We start from the raw sequence: 18,691 nt of genomic DNA, 5'->3' as shown, positions 1-18,691 counted from the left end.
AACCGGGGAAGAGATCGCGACAGGACCGACGTGCGCACCCCGGACAGACCGAAGAACCCGAAGCGACCGAAGAACCCGAACAGCCAGACACCACAGCCGACGTGTGAGAGCCGGCGGGAGAGACAGAGGGGAGTGCGATGGCCCCGGATTCCGGCGGGACCGTGCTGAGCCGCGAGGAGGTGGACCGCTCGCTGGCGCGCTTCGGCGCCGAACACGAGGCGATCGAGATCTCGTTGCTCGCCCTCCAGGACCACGCCGGCCGCCGGCTGTTGGAGGGCGCCGACCTCACCGGGGCCACCCGGGACCGCTGGTCGCGCGCCGAGCATGTCATCACCCGGCTGTGGAACGACTTCGACCAGCTCACCGACGCCCTGGAGACCGCCCGCGAGCTGCGGGCGCGCCGCCGCGACCCGGGCCGCGACGAGCTGCTCCAGCTGAGCATGGTGCTGGACGGCGCCACGCTCGGCGTCGCCGGCGAGGACGGCGGCGTCGAGCACCTGGGCTGGGCCGAGTTGATCGGCCGGATGAACACCGGCTACGCGGAGGTGCTCGACCTGCTGGTCGCCGCCGACGTGGTCTGGTCGGCGCTGCCCGCCCGGATAGACCTGCTGGCCACCGAGCTGCATCGGCTGCGGGATCTGGCCCACTCCGTCGGCGTCCGCCCGGGCGCCCATCCGGCGGGCGACGAACTCACGGGGATCACCGAGGAGTTGACCACACTGCGCGCGGAGGTGATCGCGGACCCGCTGGCCTTCTGGACGCCGGCGGGCGGCAGCAGCGCGCCCGGCGGGGGCCGCCCCGACACCACCCGCTACGACCGGGCGGCGCGCGCGTTGGACGACATCAGGCGCGAGGTGGACGCGGTCATCGGGGTGCGCAAGGACGCCGAGGAGCGGCTGATCCGGCTGCGCGACGTGCTGTCCCGCGCCGACCGCACCCTCGCGGAGGCGCGGCTCGCCCGGGGCGAGGTGCTGGCCAAGATCGCCGCGTCCGAGGTTCCCGCGGTCAACGGGCCTTCCCAGGCGCTGGGCGAACAGCTGATCGCCGCCGCCGACTTCCGCAGGCGCTCCCAGTGGCACCGCCTCTCGCCGCTGCTCGAATCCCTGGAGCAGCGCGCCGACGAGGAGCTGCGGCGCGCCAGGGACTCGCTCTCCGCCGTCACCGCGCCGCTGGCGGTCCGCGCCGAGCTGCGCGGCCGGCTCGACGCCTGGCGGGCCAGGGTCGTCCGGGCCGGCCGGGGCGACGAGCGGCTGCTGGCCGAGCGCTATGACGCGGCCCGCCGGATGCTGTGGACGGCGCCCTGCGATCTGCGCGCCGCCGAGTCGGCGGTGCTGCGCCACCAGGAGGCGGCGGCGGACGCGCTGCTGCCCTCGGCCGCCGACTCGACGGACCGCGCCGCCGGGTCGCGGGGGGAGTCATGAGCGAGGAGCAGGGACCGGCCTGCCAGCGCACCGGCTGCGACGGCCGCTACCAGAGCGGCACGGACGGTCAACTGCACTGCGGACAGTGCGGGTTGGCCCCGGTGGTGTCCCCCGAGGGCATGATCGGGGACTCCCCGACCGACACCCATGTGCGGAGCGAGCGGCAGCGGGGCGACAGCGCGGGTGCCGTCGAGTCCACGCGCTCCCGCGCCTCCGCCCGCTCGGTCTCGGGGCGGCTCTCGCGCGGCGGCGCCACCCCGCTCGAACCGACGCTGACGGTGCGCAGCTCGCGCACCAAGACCGGGCTCTCCGCGCGCTCCCGGCTCGGCGTCGGCCTGGTGGCGGTGCCCGAGGTGCCGCGCCACGACCCGCGCACCGCCGTGCTTGACCAGCCAGAGGTGCCGGAACGCAAGAGGTTCTGCGGCAACCACGCCTGCGGGGCCCAGGTGGGCCGCTCCCGCAACGGCCGCGGCGGGCGCACCGAGGGCTTCTGCACCAAGTGCGGCCACCCCTACTCCTTCGTGCCCAAGCTGCGGGCCGGCGATGTCGTCAAGGACCAGTACCAGGTCACCGGCTGCCTGGCGCACGGCGGCCTTGGCTGGATCTATCTGGCCGTCGACACCGCCGTCTCCAACCGGTGGGTGGTGCTCAAGGGCCTGCTGGACACCGGCGACGAGGACGCGATGGCGGCGGCGATCTCGGAGCGTCGGTTTCTGGCCGAGATCGAGCACTCCAGCATCGTCCGGATCTACAACTTCGTTGAGCATCTGGACCGACGCACCGGGAGCATGGACGGTTACATCGTCATGGAGTACATCGGCGGCAAGTCGCTCAAGGAGATCGCCAACGCCCGCCGAACCTCCCAGGGACGCCGCGACCCGCTGCCGGTGGAACAGGCCTGCGCCTACGGCATCGAGGCGCTCGACGCGCTGGGCTACCTGCACAGCCGCAACCTGCTCTACTGCGACTTCAAGGTGGACAACGCCATCCAGCAGCACGACCAGCTCCAGCTGATCGACCTCGGCGCGGTCCGCCGGATGGACGACCACGAGTCGGCCATCTACGGCACGCTGGGCTACCAGGCCCCCGAGGTGCCCGAGGTCGGCCCTTCGGTGGCCTCCGACCTCTACACGGTGGCCCGCACCCTGGCCGTGCTCACCTTCGACTTCCAGGGCTACACCAGCGTCTTCTCCGACAGCCTGCCGGACCCGGCCCATATCGACGTGTTCCGGGAGCACGAGTCGTTCTACCGCTTCCTGGTGCGGGGCACCGACCCGGAGCCCCGGCGGCGGTTCGCGTCGGCCGAGGAGATGGCGGAACAACTCACCGGCGTACTGCGCGAGTTGGTCGCCACCCGCACCGGCCGCCCACAGCCGGCCGTCTCCCCCCTGTTCGGCCAGGAGGAACGGGTGGTGGACACGGAGCCGCTGCGCGCCCCGATGGGCCCGGTCTCGCGGCTCGGCGCGCGGCCCGCCGGCCGGCGCGCCCGTTCCACCGCCGCGCCCACGGCTCCCCCCGCGCCCCTGGCGGTGGCCGAGGTCGGGCCGCCGCCGGCCAGGGCGGCGGCGCTGGCCCTGCCGGTCCCCGTGATCGACCCGGACGATCCCAACGCCGGCTTCCTCGCCGGCGTGATGGCCAGTGCCCCGGCCGATGTGGTGGTGGCGCTGAGCGCGGCCCCCACGGATTCGGTGGAGCGGCGCATCAGGGAGGTCCGTGCCCACCTTGAGTTGGACGGGCCCTCGTCGGCAGGGGCCACGCGCGCGCTGCTGGCGACGCTGCGCCAACGCCACCACGACGACTGGCGGGTGGTCTGGTACCAGGGCCTGACCGCCCTGGCCGAACGCGAGTTGGCCACCGCGGCGCACGCCTTCGACGCGGTGTACGACGCCTTCCCCGGCGAGGTGGCGCCCAAGCTGGCGTTGGCCGTCTGCGCCGAGGAGCTGGCGCAGTGGGACAACGCGGCCGACTACTACGCCTTGGTCTGGACCTGTGACCCCAGCCATGTGAGCGCGGCCTTCGGCCTGGCCAGGGTCCGGCTCGCCGTCGGCGACCGGCCGGGCGCGGTCGCCGCGCTGGAGTCGGTCCCGGAGACGTCGGCCCACTACCTGGCCGCGAGGGTGGCCACGGTGCGAGCCCGGCTGTGGCAGCCGTCCGGCGCCACCCACGCCCTCCCCGACCTGCTCGCCGCCGGCGAACAGGTCGCACGTTTGCGTGCCGCCGGGTTGGAACCATCGTTGAGCGAACAACTGTCCTGTGAAGTGCTGGGATGCGCCCTGGACTGGCTGCTGTCGGGGGGCTCACACCAGCGGGAGACGCGCTTCGGTCTACAGCTGCTGGGCACGTCGCTCGACGAGACGGGTGTCAGGTTCGGTCTGGAACGCTCCTTCCGGAGACTGGCCAGATTGGCACCCACCAGTAGGGAACGGACGGAACTGGTGGAAGCGGCGAACCGCTTCCGCCCCAGGACATGGGTGTGAAGATGCCGCAGCTCGACCAACTCTCCGCCTGCCCCGGTTGCGGGGAGCCGCTGGAGGCCGACGACCGCTTCTGCGGAGTCTGCGGCACGGACCTTCGCCACGCGGCGGCACCGCGGGCTTCGGCGGCGCCGCCGCCCCCACCCCCCGCCCCACCGGCCGGCGCAGGGCCGGCAGGGCCGGCAGCGGGGCCACCCCGGGCACCATCGGCTACGCCGCACGCTTCGACTGAACAACCGCCCCAACAACAGCCACCGACCGGCACCCCAGCGCCACAGCCAACGCCGGCACCTCGGCTACCGCTGGCCGCCGGCGGAGCGGCGGCACCGCCGCAGGCGCCCGCTCCGCCCGCACCGCCCGCTGCGGCTCAACGACCGCCCGAGCGACAGCGCCCCGCTGGCGCGACGCCGCCGCAGGCACCGGCCGGGCCGGGGGGAGGGGCACCGCCGCAGGCGCCCGCTCCGGCTCAACGACCGGCAGCACCGCAGGCACCGACGGGAGCAGTGTCGGCCGGCCCGGCACCCCAGACCCCGGGAGTGCCGGCCGGCCCAACGGGAACACCCGCACCGGCCCAACAACAGCCACCGGCCGGCGGCCAGCCGCACGAACGGCGGGCGGGGGCAGCCAACCGACCACCGTCCGCGCCGCGGGCAACCGGGCCGCAGGCACCCCCACCGGCCCAAGAACCCGCCGCGCCGCAGGCCCCGACGGGAGCGGCCACGCCCGCACCAGCCCAACGGCCGTCCGCGCCGCGGGCAACCGCGCCGCAGGCACCCGCCGCCGGCTACACGCCGACGGAGCCGGACTTCCACCTGCCGTCGCCGTTGCCGTCGGAGGCCGAGTTTCCGGCGCCCCCGTCCACGCCCCCCGCGCAGGGGCCCGCGCCGCAGGGGCCCGATCCACGGACGCATCCACCGGCCGACCCCCGCATCACGCCGAAGGCAACCGCGCCGGCGGCCCGTTGTGTCGGGTGCGGTCGCGCCGGCGCGGAGGCGGACGGGTGCTGCGTGGACTGCGCGAGGCCCGACCCAGCGGAGCGGAACCACGTGGAACGCGGCCTCGGGACGGTCGCGGCGGTCAGCGATCTCGGGCGGCGTCACCACCGCAACGAGGACTCGTTCAGCGTGGGCAACACCGCGCTCCCCGACGGCACGCCCGCCGTGGTCGCCGTGGTGTGCGACGGGGTGTCGTCCTCAAGTCGCCCGCACGAGGCGTCCGAGGCCGCGGCGCTCGCGGCGGCGTCGTTCCTGCTGGCCGCGCTGCCCCGTGGGATGGGCGGTGAGCAGGCGATGCACGAGGCGGTGCTGGTGGCGGCCGAGGCGGTGAACCAACTCGCCGACGCCGAGCGCGAGCCAGGGCGCAACGCGCCGGCGTGCACGCTGGTGAGCGCCATCGCCGCCGGCGGCCAGCTGACGGTGGGCTGGATCGGCGACAGCAGGGCGTACTGGGTGCCGTTGGACAGGGCGGGGGCGGCCAGGCTCACCGAGGACGACTCCTGGGCGGCGCAGATGGTGGCGGCCGGGCTGCTCACCGAGGCCGAGGCCATGGCCGACCACCGCGCACACGCGATCACCGCCTGGCTGGGCGCCGACGCCCAGGACGTCGAGCCGCACACCGCGACCTTCCAGCCGGACCGGCCGGGTGTGGTGGTGGTCTGCACCGACGGCCTGTGGAACTACGCGGAAGGCGCCGACCAGATGGCGAGGTTGGTGCCGGACGGGTCCAGGTCGACGCCGTTGCCCAGCGCCCAGCGCCTGGTCAAACACGCTCTGGACGCCGGCGGGCACGACAACGTGACCGTCGCCCTGATCCCGTTCCCCCCGCCGCCGTCGGCTCAGGGGCGGAAGGGGGATGCCTGAAAAGGTGCCGAAGGTCATGGCCTGTCGACGAAGGTCGACCGGTAATGTTCACTGAGGGCACCTGTCGTACTGCCGGCGAGAGGTGCGGCGAGCGACGCGGCGAGAGCGCGGCAGACCCGACGGACAGCAGAAGACAGCCGATTCGAACCGAGTGAAGAAGCAGACGTGAGGGGGAGGCAGTCCATGCCCACTTGCCCCAACGGCCATCAGTCGATGGCCGAGGACTGGTGCGAGGTCTGTGGACACCGCATCATGGCACCCGCCGTCCCCATGCCACCGCCGCCCATGCCGGGTCAGGACTATCCCGGTCACCCGGGGCCGCCGCCTCCGCCGCCCGGGCAGGGCTTCCCCTCACAGCCGGGGCCGCAGGGATACCCGGGCCAGCCGCCCGGCGCGCCCGGCTACCCGCCGCCGGGTGGGCCGGTCACCGCGCCGATGCAGGGCGTCGAGTCGTGTCCGCAGTGCCGCACCCCGCGCGAGGCGCAGTCCCCGTTCTGCGAGGAGTGCCGGTACAACTTCCTGACCAACTCCCCCACCACCTACACCCCGCCCGCCCCCGCCTATCCGGGCGCGCCGCACGCGGCGCCGATGGGGCAGCAGCCGATGGGACAGCAACAGCTGTCGGGGCCGCCCGGGTTCGGCCAGCCGCCCGCGCCGCCGCCGCAGTATCAGCAGCCCCCGCCGCCGCAACCGTCCGGTGACTGGATGCTGCCGCCGCCCAGCGGCGCGCCGGCCGCGCCGCCGCAGCCGGGCCCGCCCGGCTATCCGGGCCAGCAGCCCGGCGGCGGCTGGCTGGTGACGGTCGGTCCCGACCCCGAGTACTTCGCCGCGATGATGCACCGCTCGGGCCCCGAGGCCGCCCAGCTGTCGCTGCCCGCCTACGCGCCGGAGCAGCAACTCCACCTCAGCGGGCCGCAGATGACCATCGGCCGACGCCGGAACTCCACGGGCGAGTCGCCGGATATCGACCTCTCCGTCCAGCCGGAGGATCCGGGCGTCTCCCACCAGCACGCGGTGCTGGTGGAGCAGCCGGACGGCGGCTGGGCCGTGGTGGATCAGGACTCCACCAACGGCACCACGGTGAACGGCGCGGAGGACCCGATCCAGCCGTTCGTCCCGGTACCGCTCCAGGAGGGGGACCGGGTGCATGTGGGCGCCTGGACCACGCTGCGCCTCTACCGTCAGTGACGGAACCACCGTTGACAGTGACCCGGAGTCGTCCTGGGGTGGCCCACCGACGGTGAGTTTTCGGCCAGCACCTACGATCGCAGAGTGACGAACAACATAGCCGCCATATCGGTCGAAGGACTGCGTAAGCGTTACGGCGAGGTCCAGGCCGTCGACGGGGTGACCTTCGAGGTCACGGAAGGTGAGTTCTACGGCATCCTGGGCCCCAACGGTGCCGGCAAGACCACCACGATGGAGCTGATCGAGGGGCTGCGCGAACCCGACGAGGGCACGGCGCGGCTGCTCGGCGTTCCCTCCTGGCCTCGGGACCAGCGGCTGCTGCGGCGGATCGGCGTCCAGCTCCAGGCGTCGGCGTTCTTCGAGAAGCTCACCGCGCGGGAGCAGATCCACACCTTCGCGGCCCTCTACGGCGTCTCGACGCGGCGGGCCGACGAGATGCTGGAGACGGTCGGCCTGACGGAGAAGGCGGACACCCGCGAGGACAAGCTCTCCGGCGGGCAGGCCCAGCGGCTCTCCATCGCCTGCGCTCTGGTGCACGATCCGGAGCTGGTCTTTCTCGACGAGCCGACCACCGGGCTCGATCCGCAGGCCCGTCGCAACCTGTGGGATCTGCTCCGCGGGATCAACAGGGCGGGTCGCACCGTCGTCCTCACCACGCACTACCTGGACGAGGCCGAGATCCTCTGCGACCGGGTGGCCATCATGGACGCCGGCCGCATCCTGCGGGTCGGGTCCCCGGCCGATCTGGTCGCCGAGCTGGGCGTGAAGAACCTGGAGGACGTCTTCCTCCAGCTCACGGGACGGGAGTACCGGGAATGAGCGCCCTCAAGAGCCTGTCGAGGGCGATGCTGTTCGCCCTGCTGAGGGACCGCACCGCGTCCTTCTTCACGCTGATCTTCCCGTTGATGTTCCTGCTGCTCTTCGGCGCGCTGTTCCAGAACGACTCGGTCTCCCGCTCCCATGTCCTCCAGGTCGGCGATGTCGCCGTGCTCGACGACCTGTCGGCCGACGAGCGCCGCGGGCTCTCCGAGGCGCTGAACCTGGAGCATGTGGCGGACCGCGACGAGGCGTTGTCGCGGGTCAGCGACGGGGGCGCCGACGCCGTGGTCTGGGAGGAGGGGAACGGCACCGTCGAACTGCGCTACTCGGCGGCCGACCCGGCGCGGTCCGGCGCCGTGCAGGGGCTGGTGCAGTCGCTGGTGCAGAGCGCCAACGTGGCGGCGACAGGTGAGCCGCCGGCCTTCGAGCTGGCGACCGACCAGGTCGAGGACCGTTCGATCAAGGCCATCCAGTTCCTCGCACCGGGGCTGCTCGGCTGGGCGATCGCCATGGGCGCGGCCTTCATGTCGGCGTTCACCCTGGTGAGTTGGCGGAAGAAGCGGATCCTGCGCCGGCTGTGGCTGGCGCCGATCTCGCCGGCGACCGTGATCAGCGCCCGGGTCGGCGTCAGCCTCGGGATGGCGCTGCTCCAGATGGCGCTCTTCATCGGCATCGCGACCATCCCCTTCTACGGGCTCCAGCTCACCGGCTTCTGGTGGCTGGCGATCCCGCTGGTCGCGTCCGGCACGTTGGCGTTCATGTCGCTCGGCCTGCTGATCGGCGCCTGGGCCAAGACGGATGAGGCGGCCAACGCGGCGCTCCAGCTGGTGATCATGCCGATGGCGTTCCTGTCCGGCTCGTTCTTCCCGCTGGACGGCGTCCCCGGCTGGGTGGCGGCGATCTCCAACGCGATGCCGCTGAAGCACCTCAACCAGGCGATGCAGGACGTGCTCACCCGGGGCGAGGGCTGGGGCGCGGCGCTGCCGGTGATCGGCGGCCTGCTGCTGTTCACCGCCGTGGTGACGGCGATCTCGGCGCGGCTGTTCCGCTGGGACGACGCCTGAACGGGCCCCGCCCCGGGGCTACTCCGGGGTGTTGACCATGGAGCGGGCGGCGAACACCAGATAGTCCCAGAGCTGCTTCTCCAACTTGGGCTCAAGGGCCAGGCTGTCCACCGCGTCGCGCATATGCCGCAACCAGGCATCGTGCGCGGCGCGGTCGACCGTGAACGGCGCGTGCCGCATCCGGAGCCTGGGGTGCCCCCTGGTCTCGCCGTAGGTGTGGGGCCCGCCCCAGTACTGCATCAGGAAGAGCGCCAACCGGTCCTCGGCGGGACCGAGATCCTCCTCCGGGTACATCGGCCGCAGGATCGGGTCCTCGGCGACACCCTCGTAGAACCTGCGGACCAGCGCCCGAAAGGTCGGCTCGCCCCCGACCTGCTCGTAGAACGTCAGCTGCTGGATCATGCCTCCATGGTGGCAGACCCGCCGCGGCGAGACGCCGCCGGTGGGGATACCCGGTGGTAGCCGGGCCCGGGTCTGCTCAGTCGACGCCTACGGCAGCCGGTCGCCACCTGCCCAAGGCCGTTGGCCGGCTCGGGTGCGGCGGCGATACCCCACGGCGAGGCCCGCGCCGGCCGGCGCTACAGCGGGGTGACGCTCAGGCCGCCGACGCCGGCCCGGCGAACGGCCGTCGAGCCCAACGCGGTCCGCAGCCGCAGCCAGGGGCCGCGCTCCAGCACCGTGACGGGCTCCGTCGCGCGCAGCAGGCCGAGGGCGTGCGCCGCGTGCACGGCGCGCAGCGGCAGCGTGGTGTCGGGGAGCGGGCGGGACCATATCTCCTCGGCCAGCGCGTCCAGCGCGCCCCGGGTGCGCTCCTCTGGGGGCAGGCCCTCGGTGCGCTCCCGGAACTCGGCGACCACCGTGTCCGCGGCCTGCCGCACCCGCTGGTGCGGCACCTCGACCAGCGCGCGCCAGCCGCCGCGCGGCGGCAGCAGCCCGGCCCAGGACGGGCCCGTCACCGCGGCCGGCAGCGACAGCGTCTCGCGCTCCTCGTCCACCGCCTCGATCAACTCCCCGGCGGAGACCGTGCGATCCAACCGGACGGGCGCGCGCAGCGGCACGGGGCGGACGGCCAGCACGCCGAACCTGGCCGGCTGGGTGAAGACGGCGAGCACCTCGCCCTCGCCCTGCACCCGGGCGGCGGCCGTGCGATCCCACCGCAGCTGGCGGGCGAGGAAGGCGACGAGATCCGCCGCCTCACCCGGCCGCGCGAACGCCAACTCCGGCTGCTCGGTCATACCGTTTCGGCGCCCGTCGCCTCGTCGTCGAGATACCGGGAGAGGAACGTCCGCTCCTCGTCCGTCAGCCGCCTGGCCCGGCCCTGCTCCAGGTCGTAGGGCACCACCACGGTCCGCGCCGTGACATAGACGCCGCGCTCGTCCTTGATCTCGTAGCCGACCGTGGCCGAGGCGAAGCCCAGCTTGGTCACCCAGAGCTCGACGACGACCGGTTCGGGGCGGTGGGTGAGCGGCATGCGGTAGTCGATCTCGTGCCGGGCGACCACCGAACCGCCGGTGAACGCGCCCGAGTCGGCCTTCCGCGCCAGCCGGAACATGAAATCTATCCGCGCCTCTTCGAGATAGCGCAGGAAGACCACGTTGTTGACATGGCCGAAGGCGTCCATGTCCGACCAGCGCAGCGGGCATTCAAAGCGATGCCGCATCGTCCTAGCCCCTGGTCAGCTTCTTGTGGGTGGCGCGGTGCGGACGGGCCGCCTCGGCCCCCAGCCGCTCGATCTTGTTCTTCTCGTAGGACTCGTAGTTGCCCTCGAACCAGAACCAGCGGGAGTCGCCCTCGTAGGCCAGGATGTGCGTGGCCACCCGGTCCAGGAACCATCGGTCGTGGGAGACCACCACGGCGCAGCCGGGGAACTCCAGCAGCGCGTTCTCCAACGAGGAGAGCGTCTCCACGTCCAGGTCGTTGGTGGGCTCGTCCAGCAGCAGCAGGTTGCCGCCCTGCTTGAGGGTGAGCGCCAGGTTGAGCCGGTTCCGCTCGCCGCCGGAGAGCACACCCGCCGGCTTCTGCTGGTCCGGGCCCTTGAAGCCGAAGGCGCTGACATAGGCGCGGGACGGCATCTCGACCTGACCGACCTTGATGTAGTCCAGGCCGTCGGAGACGACCTCCCAGAGCGTCTTCTTGGCGTCGATGTGCCCGCGGCTCTGGTCCACATAGGAGATGTCGACCGTCTCGCCGACCCGGACCGAGCCCGAGTCCACCGACTCCATGCCCAGGATCATCTTGAACAGCGTGGTCTTGCCGGCGCCGTTGGGGCCGATCACACCCACGATGCCGTTCCTCGGCAGGGTGAACGAGAGGCCCTCGACCAGCACCTTGTCGCCGAACGCCTTGCCGAGCTTGTCCACCTCGACCACGACGTTGCCGAGGCGGGGCCCCGGCGGGATCTGGATCTCCTCGAAGTCCAGCTTCCTGGTCTTCTCGGCCTCGGCGGCCATCTCCTCGTAACGGGCCAGCCGCGCACGGGACTTGGCCTGCCGCCCCTTGGCGTTGGAGCGCACCCACTCCAGCTCGTCCTTGAGCCGCTTGGCGCGCTTGACGTCCTTCTGGCCCTCGACCTTGAGCCGGGTCTGCTTGGTCTCCAGGTACTTGGAGTAGTTGCCCTCGTAGACGTAGGCGCGACCGCGGTCCAGCTCCAGGATCCACTCGGCCACGTTGTCCAGGAAGTACCGGTCGTGGGTGATGGCCACCACGGTGCCCGGGTACTTGGCGAGGTGCTGCTCCAGCCACTGCACGGACTCGGCGTCGAGGTGGTTGGTCGGCTCGTCGAGCAGCAGCAGGTCGGGCTGCTCCAGCAGCAGCTTGCAGAGCGCCACCCGGCGCTTCTCGCCGCCGGAGAGGTTGGTCACCTGCCAGTCCCCCGGCGGGCAGCCCAGGGCGTCCATGGCCTGCTCCAGCTGGGCGTCCAGATCCCAGGCGCCGGCGTGGTCCAGCTCCTCCTGGAGCTGGCCCATCTCCTCCATCAGCGCGTCGGTGTAGTCCGTCGCCATCTGCTCGGCGATCGCGTTGAAGCGGTCGAGCTTGGCCTTGGTCCCGGCCACGCCCTCCTGGACGTTCTCCAGCACCGTCTTCGACTCGTCCAGCGGCGGCTCCTGGAGGAGGATGCCCACCGTGTAGCCGGGGGTGAGGAACGCGTCGCCGTTGGATGGCTGCTCAAGATCGGCCATGATCTTGAGCACCGTTGACTTGCCGGCGCCGTTGGGGCCCACGACACCGATCTTGGCCCCGGGCAGGAAGCTCAGGGTGACGTTGTCCAGGATCACCTTGTCGCCGTGGGCCTTGCGCGTCTTGCGCATGGTGTAGATGTACTCAGCCAAGAGAAACCGTCCGGCTAGCTGTCGTCATGAGGGATGTCAGGCCGCGGGAAGCCTGCCACCATCCTGCCGCATCCCCGGGCCCCGGACGAAACCGGTGCCGGGGTCCCAGGGGGTGTGGAGGGGCGGCGCGGGCGCACGGCCACGCCGAGGGGGCGGGCCCGTGTCGGACCCGCCCCCAGGCGCGTTCGGTACCGCTGTTACCTCAGGGGTGACCCGTCAGGTCACTCACCCGCGGTGGTGGCGCGGCGGCGGATGAAGAAGACCACGCCGGCACCGACCACGAGCAGGACCACGGCGGCCCCACCGATCAGGGCGGGGTTGCCGCCGCTGCTGCCGGTCTCGGCCAGGTCGGGGCCGTCGTCGCTCTCGCCACCGGTGCTGGCCGGCGCCGGGTCGTTGTCGTCGACCTGCTCCTGACCGCCGTCGTCACCGGTCTCGCAGTCCAGCACGCCGCTGAAGACCCACGGGTCGGCGCCGTCGATGGAGTTCTCGATGGTGATCTCGTAGGCCTGGCCGTTCTCGACCGTCACGACCTGCGCGTGGGACTCGCCCGGGCCGATCTCGTGCTCCTGGCCGTCCAGCTCGAAGGTGAAGGGAACGTCGCCCTCGTTGGTGGCGGTGATCTCCACGCCGCCCTCGGTGCACTTCTCCACCGCGTTGACCGCGACGGAGGGCTGACCGGCGGAGGCCCAGGTGGCGCTGGCGCCGGCGGTCACGGACGAGTCCGAGGAGCCGGCCAGGATCATGGTCTGGGTGCGGGTGTCGATGCCGGTGAAGGCACGGCCGACGGGCACCTGCGAGGTGGCCGTTGCGGTCAGCGAGGCCTGGCCGTCCGCCGCGTCCTCGGGCACCGAGAAGTACAGCTCGGCGCCGTTGGAGACGGGCTGGTCCTCGGTGATGTACTCGCCGTTGGCGTCGACGATCGTCACGCCCTGCTCGGCGGCGCCGGCGTCGGGGGAGACGAAGACCGCGTCCGCACTGGTGTTGACCGTGACCGGGCCGATCACCTGGCCCGGCTGGCCCGAGACCTGCGGCGGGGTCAGCTCAAGCGAGGCGCCCGGCTCGGCGACATCACCGGCGTTCTCCAGCAGCCAGTCCGCGAGCTTCGCGGCGTTCTCGTTGGTGGGAACGGCGTCCACGCCGTCGGAGAGCTCCCAGATCGCGGCCTGGGTGCCGGCGGCGGCCTGCTCCTCGTTCAGCGACTCGGCGCCCGCCTGCTCGGCGAGGCCGGCCAGGTCGTTCACCACGGGGAAGGAGTTTTGCAGGATCCAGTGGATCTTGCCGGCGTCCGGGTTCCCGTGGAGCGTCGAGGACTGCCAGTCCGTCTCCTTGTACTGGGCGCCCTCCCGCGCACCGGTGGCGAAGTCGATGCAGTAGGTCTTCAGCGTGCCGCCGTCGTCGGCGGTCAGATAGAAGAGGCCGGCCCCGTAGGTGTTGGTCTCCCCGTTGTGGGTGACCTTGACGTGGTCGCTGACGGTCAATCCGTCGAGGACCGCCGTGGCGCCCCCGCTGCGCGGGTTCTGCTCGTCGGCGATGGCCGAGCCGGCGGTGGCTATGGCGCCTCCCGCGAACAGCCCGGTGGCGACGGCCGTGGCCGCAAGGCGGGTGAGTGCCCGCTTGCGCGCGTGCATCATGTGTGTGTCCCCTCCACGAGATCACAGGGCGCAGCCGTATCTTCCGACGGCACGCTCATCAACATCCCCGTGCGTACGGTGGATCGTAGAGAGGCAGTTCGGCAATGTCCCCGTCGATCCGGGGCCTCACACATTCCGAAGTCGAATCGTTACCTGGTGACTTCACCGAACGCCTCACCGGGCACCATGATGGGGCAGTCGCGGAAAACCCGCCGAGACCTGTGGATCAGTGGCCGGTTGTGGACAACTCCGTCACCCCTGCGGGTGAAGCCGCCACCACATAGCGCTCCCGCACCTCGCGGTACCGCAACAGCTCGGCGGCTACCGGCTCCAGCACCTGGCGGTGCCCCAACTCGGCGGCCAGCCGCCGCAGTCGCCACTCCTCCTGTTGCCCGTGCGCGTGCGCGGGGCCACGCGCCGCGATCCGGCAGCCCCAGGCCAGCAGCGGCCCGCCCACCGAGCCCAGCACCAGCAGCGTCACCGGCAGCCAACGCCCCATCAGGGGCTGGCCGACCAGCACCGCCAACAGCCAGCAGAACCCCAGCAGCTGGGTGGTCAGCAGCACCGCCTGCCCGGCCGCCGCCGCCGACCACCAGCCGGGGCGAGGCGGACGCACCGCGGGGCCACGCCCCACCAGGGCGCTCTCCAACGCCCTGGGCAGCGTCCCGGCGCCACGCCAGGCGGCGTCCCGCACCGCCTTGGCCCAGGGCTCGGGCAGCCCGTCCGCCGCCTCGTCGGCCAACCGCCGCACCGCCTGCTCCACCTCGGGCCCCGACACCGTGAGGGCCTCGTCCCCCCGCAGCCGCTTGGCCGCCAACGCCGGCGGCTCGCCACGCCGTTCGGCCTGCCGGGCCGCCAACCGACGCAGCCCCTGCGCCAACGGGGTGCCGCAGGCCCGGTCCGAGCGCCGCAGCCAGCCGCGCTCCGCGGCCTGCCCGGCCGCCGGCGCCCCCACGGCCGTGGCCAGCCGATCCTCGAACTCCTCCCGCGCCTCGTCGGTCAGCCCGTTCGGCGCCGCCGCGCCGTCCGCCACATAGACGGCCTCAAGCCGCCGCGCGACGCCGTCCACATCCGCCGCCAACCGCCGCGCCGCGGCCGTCCTGGCGGCCACCAACTCCCCGATCAACTTGCGCAGCTCCCCCACCCCGTCCCCCGTCAGCGCCGACCCGGCGAGCACCCAGGCGCCCGGCTCCCCGTGCTCCCCCAGGGCCACGCCCCGTTCGTCCAGCAGCCGCCGCAGATCGTCGAGCACCGCGTCCACCGCCTCGGGCGGCAGCCGGTCGGCCTGGTTCAACACGATCAACGAGACGTCGGCATGCCCGGCGAACGCCCGCAGATAGCGCTCGTGGAGCAGCGCGTCCGCGTACTTCTCCGGATCGACCACCCACACCACCGCGTCCACCAGGCCCAGCAGCCGATCCACCTGCTCGCGGTGCGCCGGATCGACCGAGTCGTAGTCCGGCAGGTCGAGCAGGATCAACCCGCGCAGCCCCGGATCCAGCACATGCGCCCGGCGCCTGGCCCGCGCCGGCACCCCGAGACGCTCCAGCAGACCGTCGGGGCTCTGCCCGCGCCCCGCCTCCCAGGTGCAGGAGACCGGCGTGGCCGTCGTCGGACGGCGCACCCCCGCCTCGGAGAGCTGCGCCCCGGCCAACGCGTTGAACAGCGTCGACTTCCCACTGCCCGTCGCCCCGGCGATCGCCACCGTGGTGTACGCGCGGGGCAGCCGGTCCCTGGCCGCCGCCTCGTCCAACACCCGGCCCGCCTCAGCGAGCACCCGCTCGTCGAGCCGCGTCCTGGACAGCCCGACCAGCTCCCGCAGCGCGCCGAGACGCACCCGCAGCGCACCGTCCTCCTCCAACCCGGTCGCGCCGCCCTGGCCACGAGGCTGCCCGGGCTCGCCACCGCCCCCGGGCTCACGCGACTCCCCGCCGAACCCGTGGATCGACGCCTGCTCATCGCTCACCTGATGCTCCTCACGCTTCCGGCCGGTCTCAGACAGTGGTGGGACGGTGCTCGGCACGCACCGAGGACAGCGCGGAGACCAGCTCCACCTGCGTGTCCGCGGTGATCCCCAACCGGTGCAGCGGCGCGCCCCGCCGCCGCTTCTCGGCCCCCAACGCCCGGGACACGCAGGCGTTCAGCTGCTGGCCGCCCTTGTCCCGCAGCCGTGCCGCGCCCCGGGGACCCAGCGCGCCGGCCAACGTCTGCTGGGCGACGCCGGCCGCCCGGCCGCCCAGCAGCGAGGCCGCCAACAGCGCGGCCGTCTCCCCGTCCTCCCCCGGCAGCTGCCGGCGCTCCGTCGGCTGCCCCAGCATCAGCGGGCTGGTCCGCGCCTCCTCGGCCAACTCCTCAAGACAGCGCCGCAGTCGGCGCACCGCGACGCCCACCCGGTCGGCCACCGCACCCGGCTCCTCCTGCTCCGCCGGGGGCGCGGCGGCCTCCTGCCGCCAGGCCGCGTCCGTCCGCTCATCGGCGGCGGCCACCGCCTCGACCAGCAGACCGGCCAACGCCGCGGTCAGCGCGTCGAGCAGTTCGTCGGCGCTGGCGTCGTCGGGAAACGCCATCCAGTGCGCGCGCGCCTCGCCGGCCAGCAGACCACCGTCCGCCAGGCAGCCGCGCACCCGCAGGGCCGCCTCGTCGAACGCCTCGTCCAGCCGCTGGTCAAGACGCACGGCGGTGGCGTGCTGCTGCGTCGCCGCGCCGGCCAGCGCCATCACCCGCCCCCGCAGCCCGGCCAGCGCGCCGCGCGCGGTACGCGCCGCGGCCAGCGCCCTGGCGTCGTGATCCCGCGCCCGGTGCGCCAGCCACTCCCGCAGCGCGGCCACGGCGGTGGCGGGCAACACCCCCGAGCCGCCCCGTGCCGACTCGGGCAACTCGGGCACGGTGAACCGTGGAATGGAGCCGAGCCCGGCCCGTTCCAACAGCGTGCCGTAGTGCCGGGACACCTCGGCGGCCACCTGATGCGGCACCCGGTCCAGCACGGTGGCCACCGTCACATCGGCGTCCCGGGCGCTGCGCAGCAGATGCCAGGGCACCGCGTCCGCGTAACGGGAGGCCGTGGTCACCAGCACCCAGATGTCCGCGGCGCCCAGCAGATCGGCGGCCAGATCGCGGTTGGCCGCCACCAGCGAGTCGATATCGGGCGCGTCCAGCAGCGCGAGCCCGGCGGGCAGCGCCCGCGTCGTCTCCACCGCCAACGCCAACTGCCCGTCCCGCCGCACGGGCGGCGGCTGCTCGGCCTCCTGCCGGGGCATCCACACCCGCCCCAGCTGCGGCAGCACGCGCTTCCCCGAGAACCAGTGGTGATCGTCCGGGTGGCACACCAGCACCGGCGTGCGGGTGGTCGGCCGCAACACCCCGGCCTCGGTGACCCGCCGCCCCACCAAGGAGTTCACCAGCGTGGACTTCCCCGCCCCGGTGGACCCGCCCACCACGGCGAGCAACGGCGCGTCCGGCTGCCTCAGCCGGGGCAGCAGATACCCGTCGAGCTGAGCCAGCAGCTCGGCACACGACCGCCGGGCACGCTCCGCCCCCGCCAACTCCAACGGGAAGCGCGCGGCAGCGAGACGCTCCCGTAGGAGGGTCAATGCGTCCAGCAGTTCGGGCCGTGCGTCCAAGATCGCCACATGCGCAGAATGCCCAACTTCAAGCGGTTTCCAAAGCATATTCCGCCGAACGCGCCCCAAAGCGGACGCGAGACCCCGTGGCGCGGCATAACGAGTGCGCAACACCCCTCCCCTGAGCGTTCAAAACCGCTGCGCACTTCGCACTCGCCTGCGATTATCGGGGCTGCTTCACTGGATCTCCACACAAGGGTGCTGCCGTGAAGCAACCGGGGCGAACCCCTCGACGCTCTATCCTGTCCGCGGCGAGGTCACCGAGGGGGCACCGTCCCACGCCATGACCAACACCGGCCCCCGTAGCTCAGCGGATAGAGCAGGTGCCTTCTAAGCACTTGGCCGCAGGTTCGAGTCCTGCCGGGGGCGCACCATCTCTCGGGCCGCCGTCTATGCGCGTTCCCGCAGGTCAGCGGCACTACTGACCACTGGTCGCGGGCGGCTGGGGCTCGGGTAGTCGGGGGTGCTCCTCGCCCCCTCTCCACTCCCCCCGCGCCGGTTGTGTCCGTTTTGTGGTGACGAGGTTCGGCTGCCCACGGTGAATACACGGAAAAACCGGCCGCCGGCCTGGCGGAGTCGACGGCCCGGCCTACTGTGCCGGGAATCACAGACCCGCCGCGCAGGCCCAGGACGAGTTCACTCTTCCGTGCCCATCTCCCCACCCACCGGACGGACCGAACGACCTCAACCGGCCTCACCGGAACACCCGACTGGCCGGCACTCCCGCACCCACCGCCCCACCGCAGGAGGAAGAGAACCTGCGATGGCCGATGCCGGACGCGGCCGTGGGAAGTACCGCCGAGGGACATCGACGCGACGACGCGGAGGCTCCGCCCCCTACGTGGACGCCAAGACCGAACCACTCCCCCTCCACACCCACGACCGTGCACTCCCAGACAACCTGTCACCACTCCAGGCGCGGCCCCTGCTACCAGAGCTAGGCTGACTCCATCAACCCAACACCCCACGGACTACTCCCGCACCTCCCGCGCGGCGCCCCACTCACCCCCTGACCTGCGACGTTGCACTACCGTCAGACCGCTGCACTTGCACCCCCACACGGCACCCAAACCCGCCCCCCAACCAGCGGCTTTACACTCGGGTCCTCATCAACCCCGGAGGGTTCGCAACTTGTCCTGAGCAGCCTGGACGAGTTCCACGCACGCCGCGTCCTCATCAACCCCGGAGGGTTCGCAACAACAGGTTCCACCGGGTGGCGAACCCGACCACGTTCGTCCTCATCAACCCCGGAGGGTTCGCAACCCGATCCCGAGGGCGCCCAG

The 18,691-nt window shown here is 72.6% G+C and carries 13 protein-coding genes, 1 tRNA gene and 1 CRISPR repeat array (1 of these 15 cut by a window edge); of the genes, 7 read left to right on the top strand and 7 right to left on the bottom strand.

Annotation, left to right across the window (positions count from 1 at the left end):
• Positions 1-137: 137 nt before the first annotated feature.
• From K4G22_RS21225 to K4G22_RS21200, 6 genes are all read left to right on the top strand, one after another.
• Positions 138-1,421, top strand: coding sequence for a hypothetical protein (locus K4G22_RS21225; RefSeq protein ID WP_228081891.1), 1,284 nt, complete (start codon positions 138-140; stop codon positions 1,419-1,421).
• Entirely contained in the window at positions 1,418-3,898 is a 2,481-nt protein-coding gene (locus K4G22_RS21220; RefSeq protein WP_228081889.1) for a serine/threonine-protein kinase, read from the top strand. The genes K4G22_RS21225 and K4G22_RS21220 overlap by 4 nt, the downstream gene beginning before the upstream one ends.
• A gap of 1,043 nt (positions 3,899-4,941) precedes the next feature.
• On the top strand, positions 4,942-5,754 hold the full coding sequence (locus K4G22_RS21215) for a PP2C family protein-serine/threonine phosphatase (RefSeq protein WP_425336733.1): 813 nt from the start codon (positions 4,942-4,944) through the stop codon (positions 5,752-5,754).
• A gap of 183 nt (positions 5,755-5,937) precedes the next feature.
• Positions 5,938-6,942 (top strand): FHA domain-containing protein, encoded by a 1,005-nt coding sequence (locus tag K4G22_RS21210; RefSeq protein WP_228081887.1) that lies wholly within the window; start codon positions 5,938-5,940, stop codon positions 6,940-6,942.
• A gap of 84 nt (positions 6,943-7,026) precedes the next feature.
• Entirely contained in the window at positions 7,027-7,761 is a 735-nt protein-coding gene (locus K4G22_RS21205; RefSeq protein WP_228081886.1) for an ABC transporter ATP-binding protein, read from the top strand.
• Positions 7,758-8,825, top strand: coding sequence for an ABC transporter permease (locus K4G22_RS21200; protein WP_228081885.1), 1,068 nt, complete (start codon positions 7,758-7,760; stop codon positions 8,823-8,825). Before K4G22_RS21205 ends, K4G22_RS21200 begins: the two co-directional genes overlap by 4 nt.
• Before the next feature lie 18 nt (positions 8,826-8,843).
• Here K4G22_RS21200 and K4G22_RS21195 read toward each other — a convergent pair whose 3' ends face one another.
• The 7 genes from K4G22_RS21195 to K4G22_RS21165 all read right to left on the bottom strand — a co-directional run bounded on the left by K4G22_RS21195 (position 8,844) and on the right by K4G22_RS21165 (position 17,456).
• Positions 8,844-9,227, bottom strand: a complete 384-nt coding sequence (locus tag K4G22_RS21195) for a globin (protein ID WP_228081883.1) — start codon at positions 9,225-9,227, stop codon at positions 8,844-8,846.
• 176 nt (positions 9,228-9,403) lie between these two features.
• Complete coding sequence (locus tag K4G22_RS21190) at positions 9,404-10,060, bottom strand: DUF8185 domain-containing protein (RefSeq protein WP_228081882.1); 657 nt, start codon at positions 10,058-10,060, stop codon at positions 9,404-9,406.
• Positions 10,057-10,485 carry an acyl-CoA thioesterase gene (locus K4G22_RS21185; protein ID WP_228081880.1) on the bottom strand — a complete coding sequence of 143 codons (429 nt, stop codon included), beginning with the start codon at positions 10,483-10,485 and terminating at the stop codon, positions 10,057-10,059. Before K4G22_RS21185 ends, K4G22_RS21190 begins: the two co-directional genes overlap by 4 nt.
• A gap of 4 nt (positions 10,486-10,489) precedes the next feature.
• Positions 10,490-12,154, bottom strand: coding sequence for an energy-dependent translational throttle protein EttA (gene ettA, locus K4G22_RS21180; protein WP_228081879.1), 1,665 nt, complete (start codon positions 12,152-12,154; stop codon positions 10,490-10,492).
• A 221-nt stretch (positions 12,155-12,375) separates the two neighbouring features.
• Positions 12,376-13,788 (bottom strand): thioester domain-containing protein, encoded by a 1,413-nt coding sequence (locus K4G22_RS21175; protein WP_228081878.1) that lies wholly within the window; start codon positions 13,786-13,788, stop codon positions 12,376-12,378.
• 226 nt (positions 13,789-14,014) lie between these two features.
• On the bottom strand, positions 14,015-15,754 hold the full coding sequence (locus K4G22_RS21170; RefSeq protein ID WP_228081877.1) for a GTPase: 1,740 nt from the start codon (positions 15,752-15,754) through the stop codon (positions 14,015-14,017).
• Between the two features lie 28 nt (positions 15,755-15,782).
• A complete protein-coding gene (locus tag K4G22_RS21165) occupies positions 15,783-17,456 on the bottom strand; it encodes a dynamin family protein (protein WP_425336732.1) in 1,674 nt (557 codons plus the stop codon).
• 248 nt (positions 17,457-17,704) lie between these two features.
• Here K4G22_RS21165 and K4G22_RS21160 point away from each other — a divergent pair.
• Positions 17,705-17,777: transfer RNA gene (locus K4G22_RS21160), tRNA-Arg, on the top strand.
• Positions 17,778-18,509: 732 nt separating this feature from the next.
• Positions 18,510-18,691: a CRISPR direct-repeat array (repeat unit 30 nt; unit sequence GGTCCTCATCAACCCCGGAGGGTTCGCAAC) (it continues 385 nt past the right edge of the window).

The sequence above is a fragment of the Streptomyces profundus genome (assembly GCF_020740535.1).
GTDB lineage: Bacteria > Actinomycetota > Actinomycetes > Streptomycetales > Streptomycetaceae > Streptomyces > Streptomyces profundus.
This window is presented reverse-complemented; position numbering and strand designations above follow the sequence as displayed.

What these genes read in the sequence shown, in the direction of transcription:
- K4G22_RS21225 (WP_228081891.1), top strand. Translation starts at nt 138, where the DNA reads ATGGCCCCGGATTCCGGCGGGACCGTGCTGAGCCGCGAGGAGGTGGAC.
- K4G22_RS21220 (WP_228081889.1), top strand. Translation starts at nt 1,418, where the DNA reads ATGAGCGAGGAGCAGGGACCGGCCTGCCAGCGCACCGGCTGCGACGGC.
- K4G22_RS21210 (WP_228081887.1), top strand. Translation starts at nt 5,938, where the DNA reads ATGCCCACTTGCCCCAACGGCCATCAGTCGATGGCCGAGGACTGGTGC.
- K4G22_RS21200 (WP_228081885.1), top strand. Translation starts at nt 7,758, where the DNA reads ATGAGCGCCCTCAAGAGCCTGTCGAGGGCGATGCTGTTCGCCCTGCTG.
- K4G22_RS21195 (WP_228081883.1), bottom strand. Translation starts at nt 9,227, where the DNA reads ATGATCCAGCAGCTGACGTTCTACGAGCAGGTCGGGGGCGAGCCGACC.
- K4G22_RS21190 (WP_228081882.1), bottom strand. Translation starts at nt 10,060, where the DNA reads ATGACCGAGCAGCCGGAGTTGGCGTTCGCGCGGCCGGGTGAGGCGGCG.
- K4G22_RS21185 (WP_228081880.1), bottom strand. Translation starts at nt 10,485, where the DNA reads ATGCGGCATCGCTTTGAATGCCCGCTGCGCTGGTCGGACATGGACGCC.
- K4G22_RS21175 (WP_228081878.1), bottom strand. Translation starts at nt 13,788, where the DNA reads ATGATGCACGCGCGCAAGCGGGCACTCACCCGCCTTGCGGCCACGGCC.
- K4G22_RS21165 (WP_425336732.1), bottom strand. Translation starts at nt 17,456, where the DNA reads ATGCTTTGGAAACCGCTTGAAGTTGGGCATTCTGCGCATGTGGCGATC.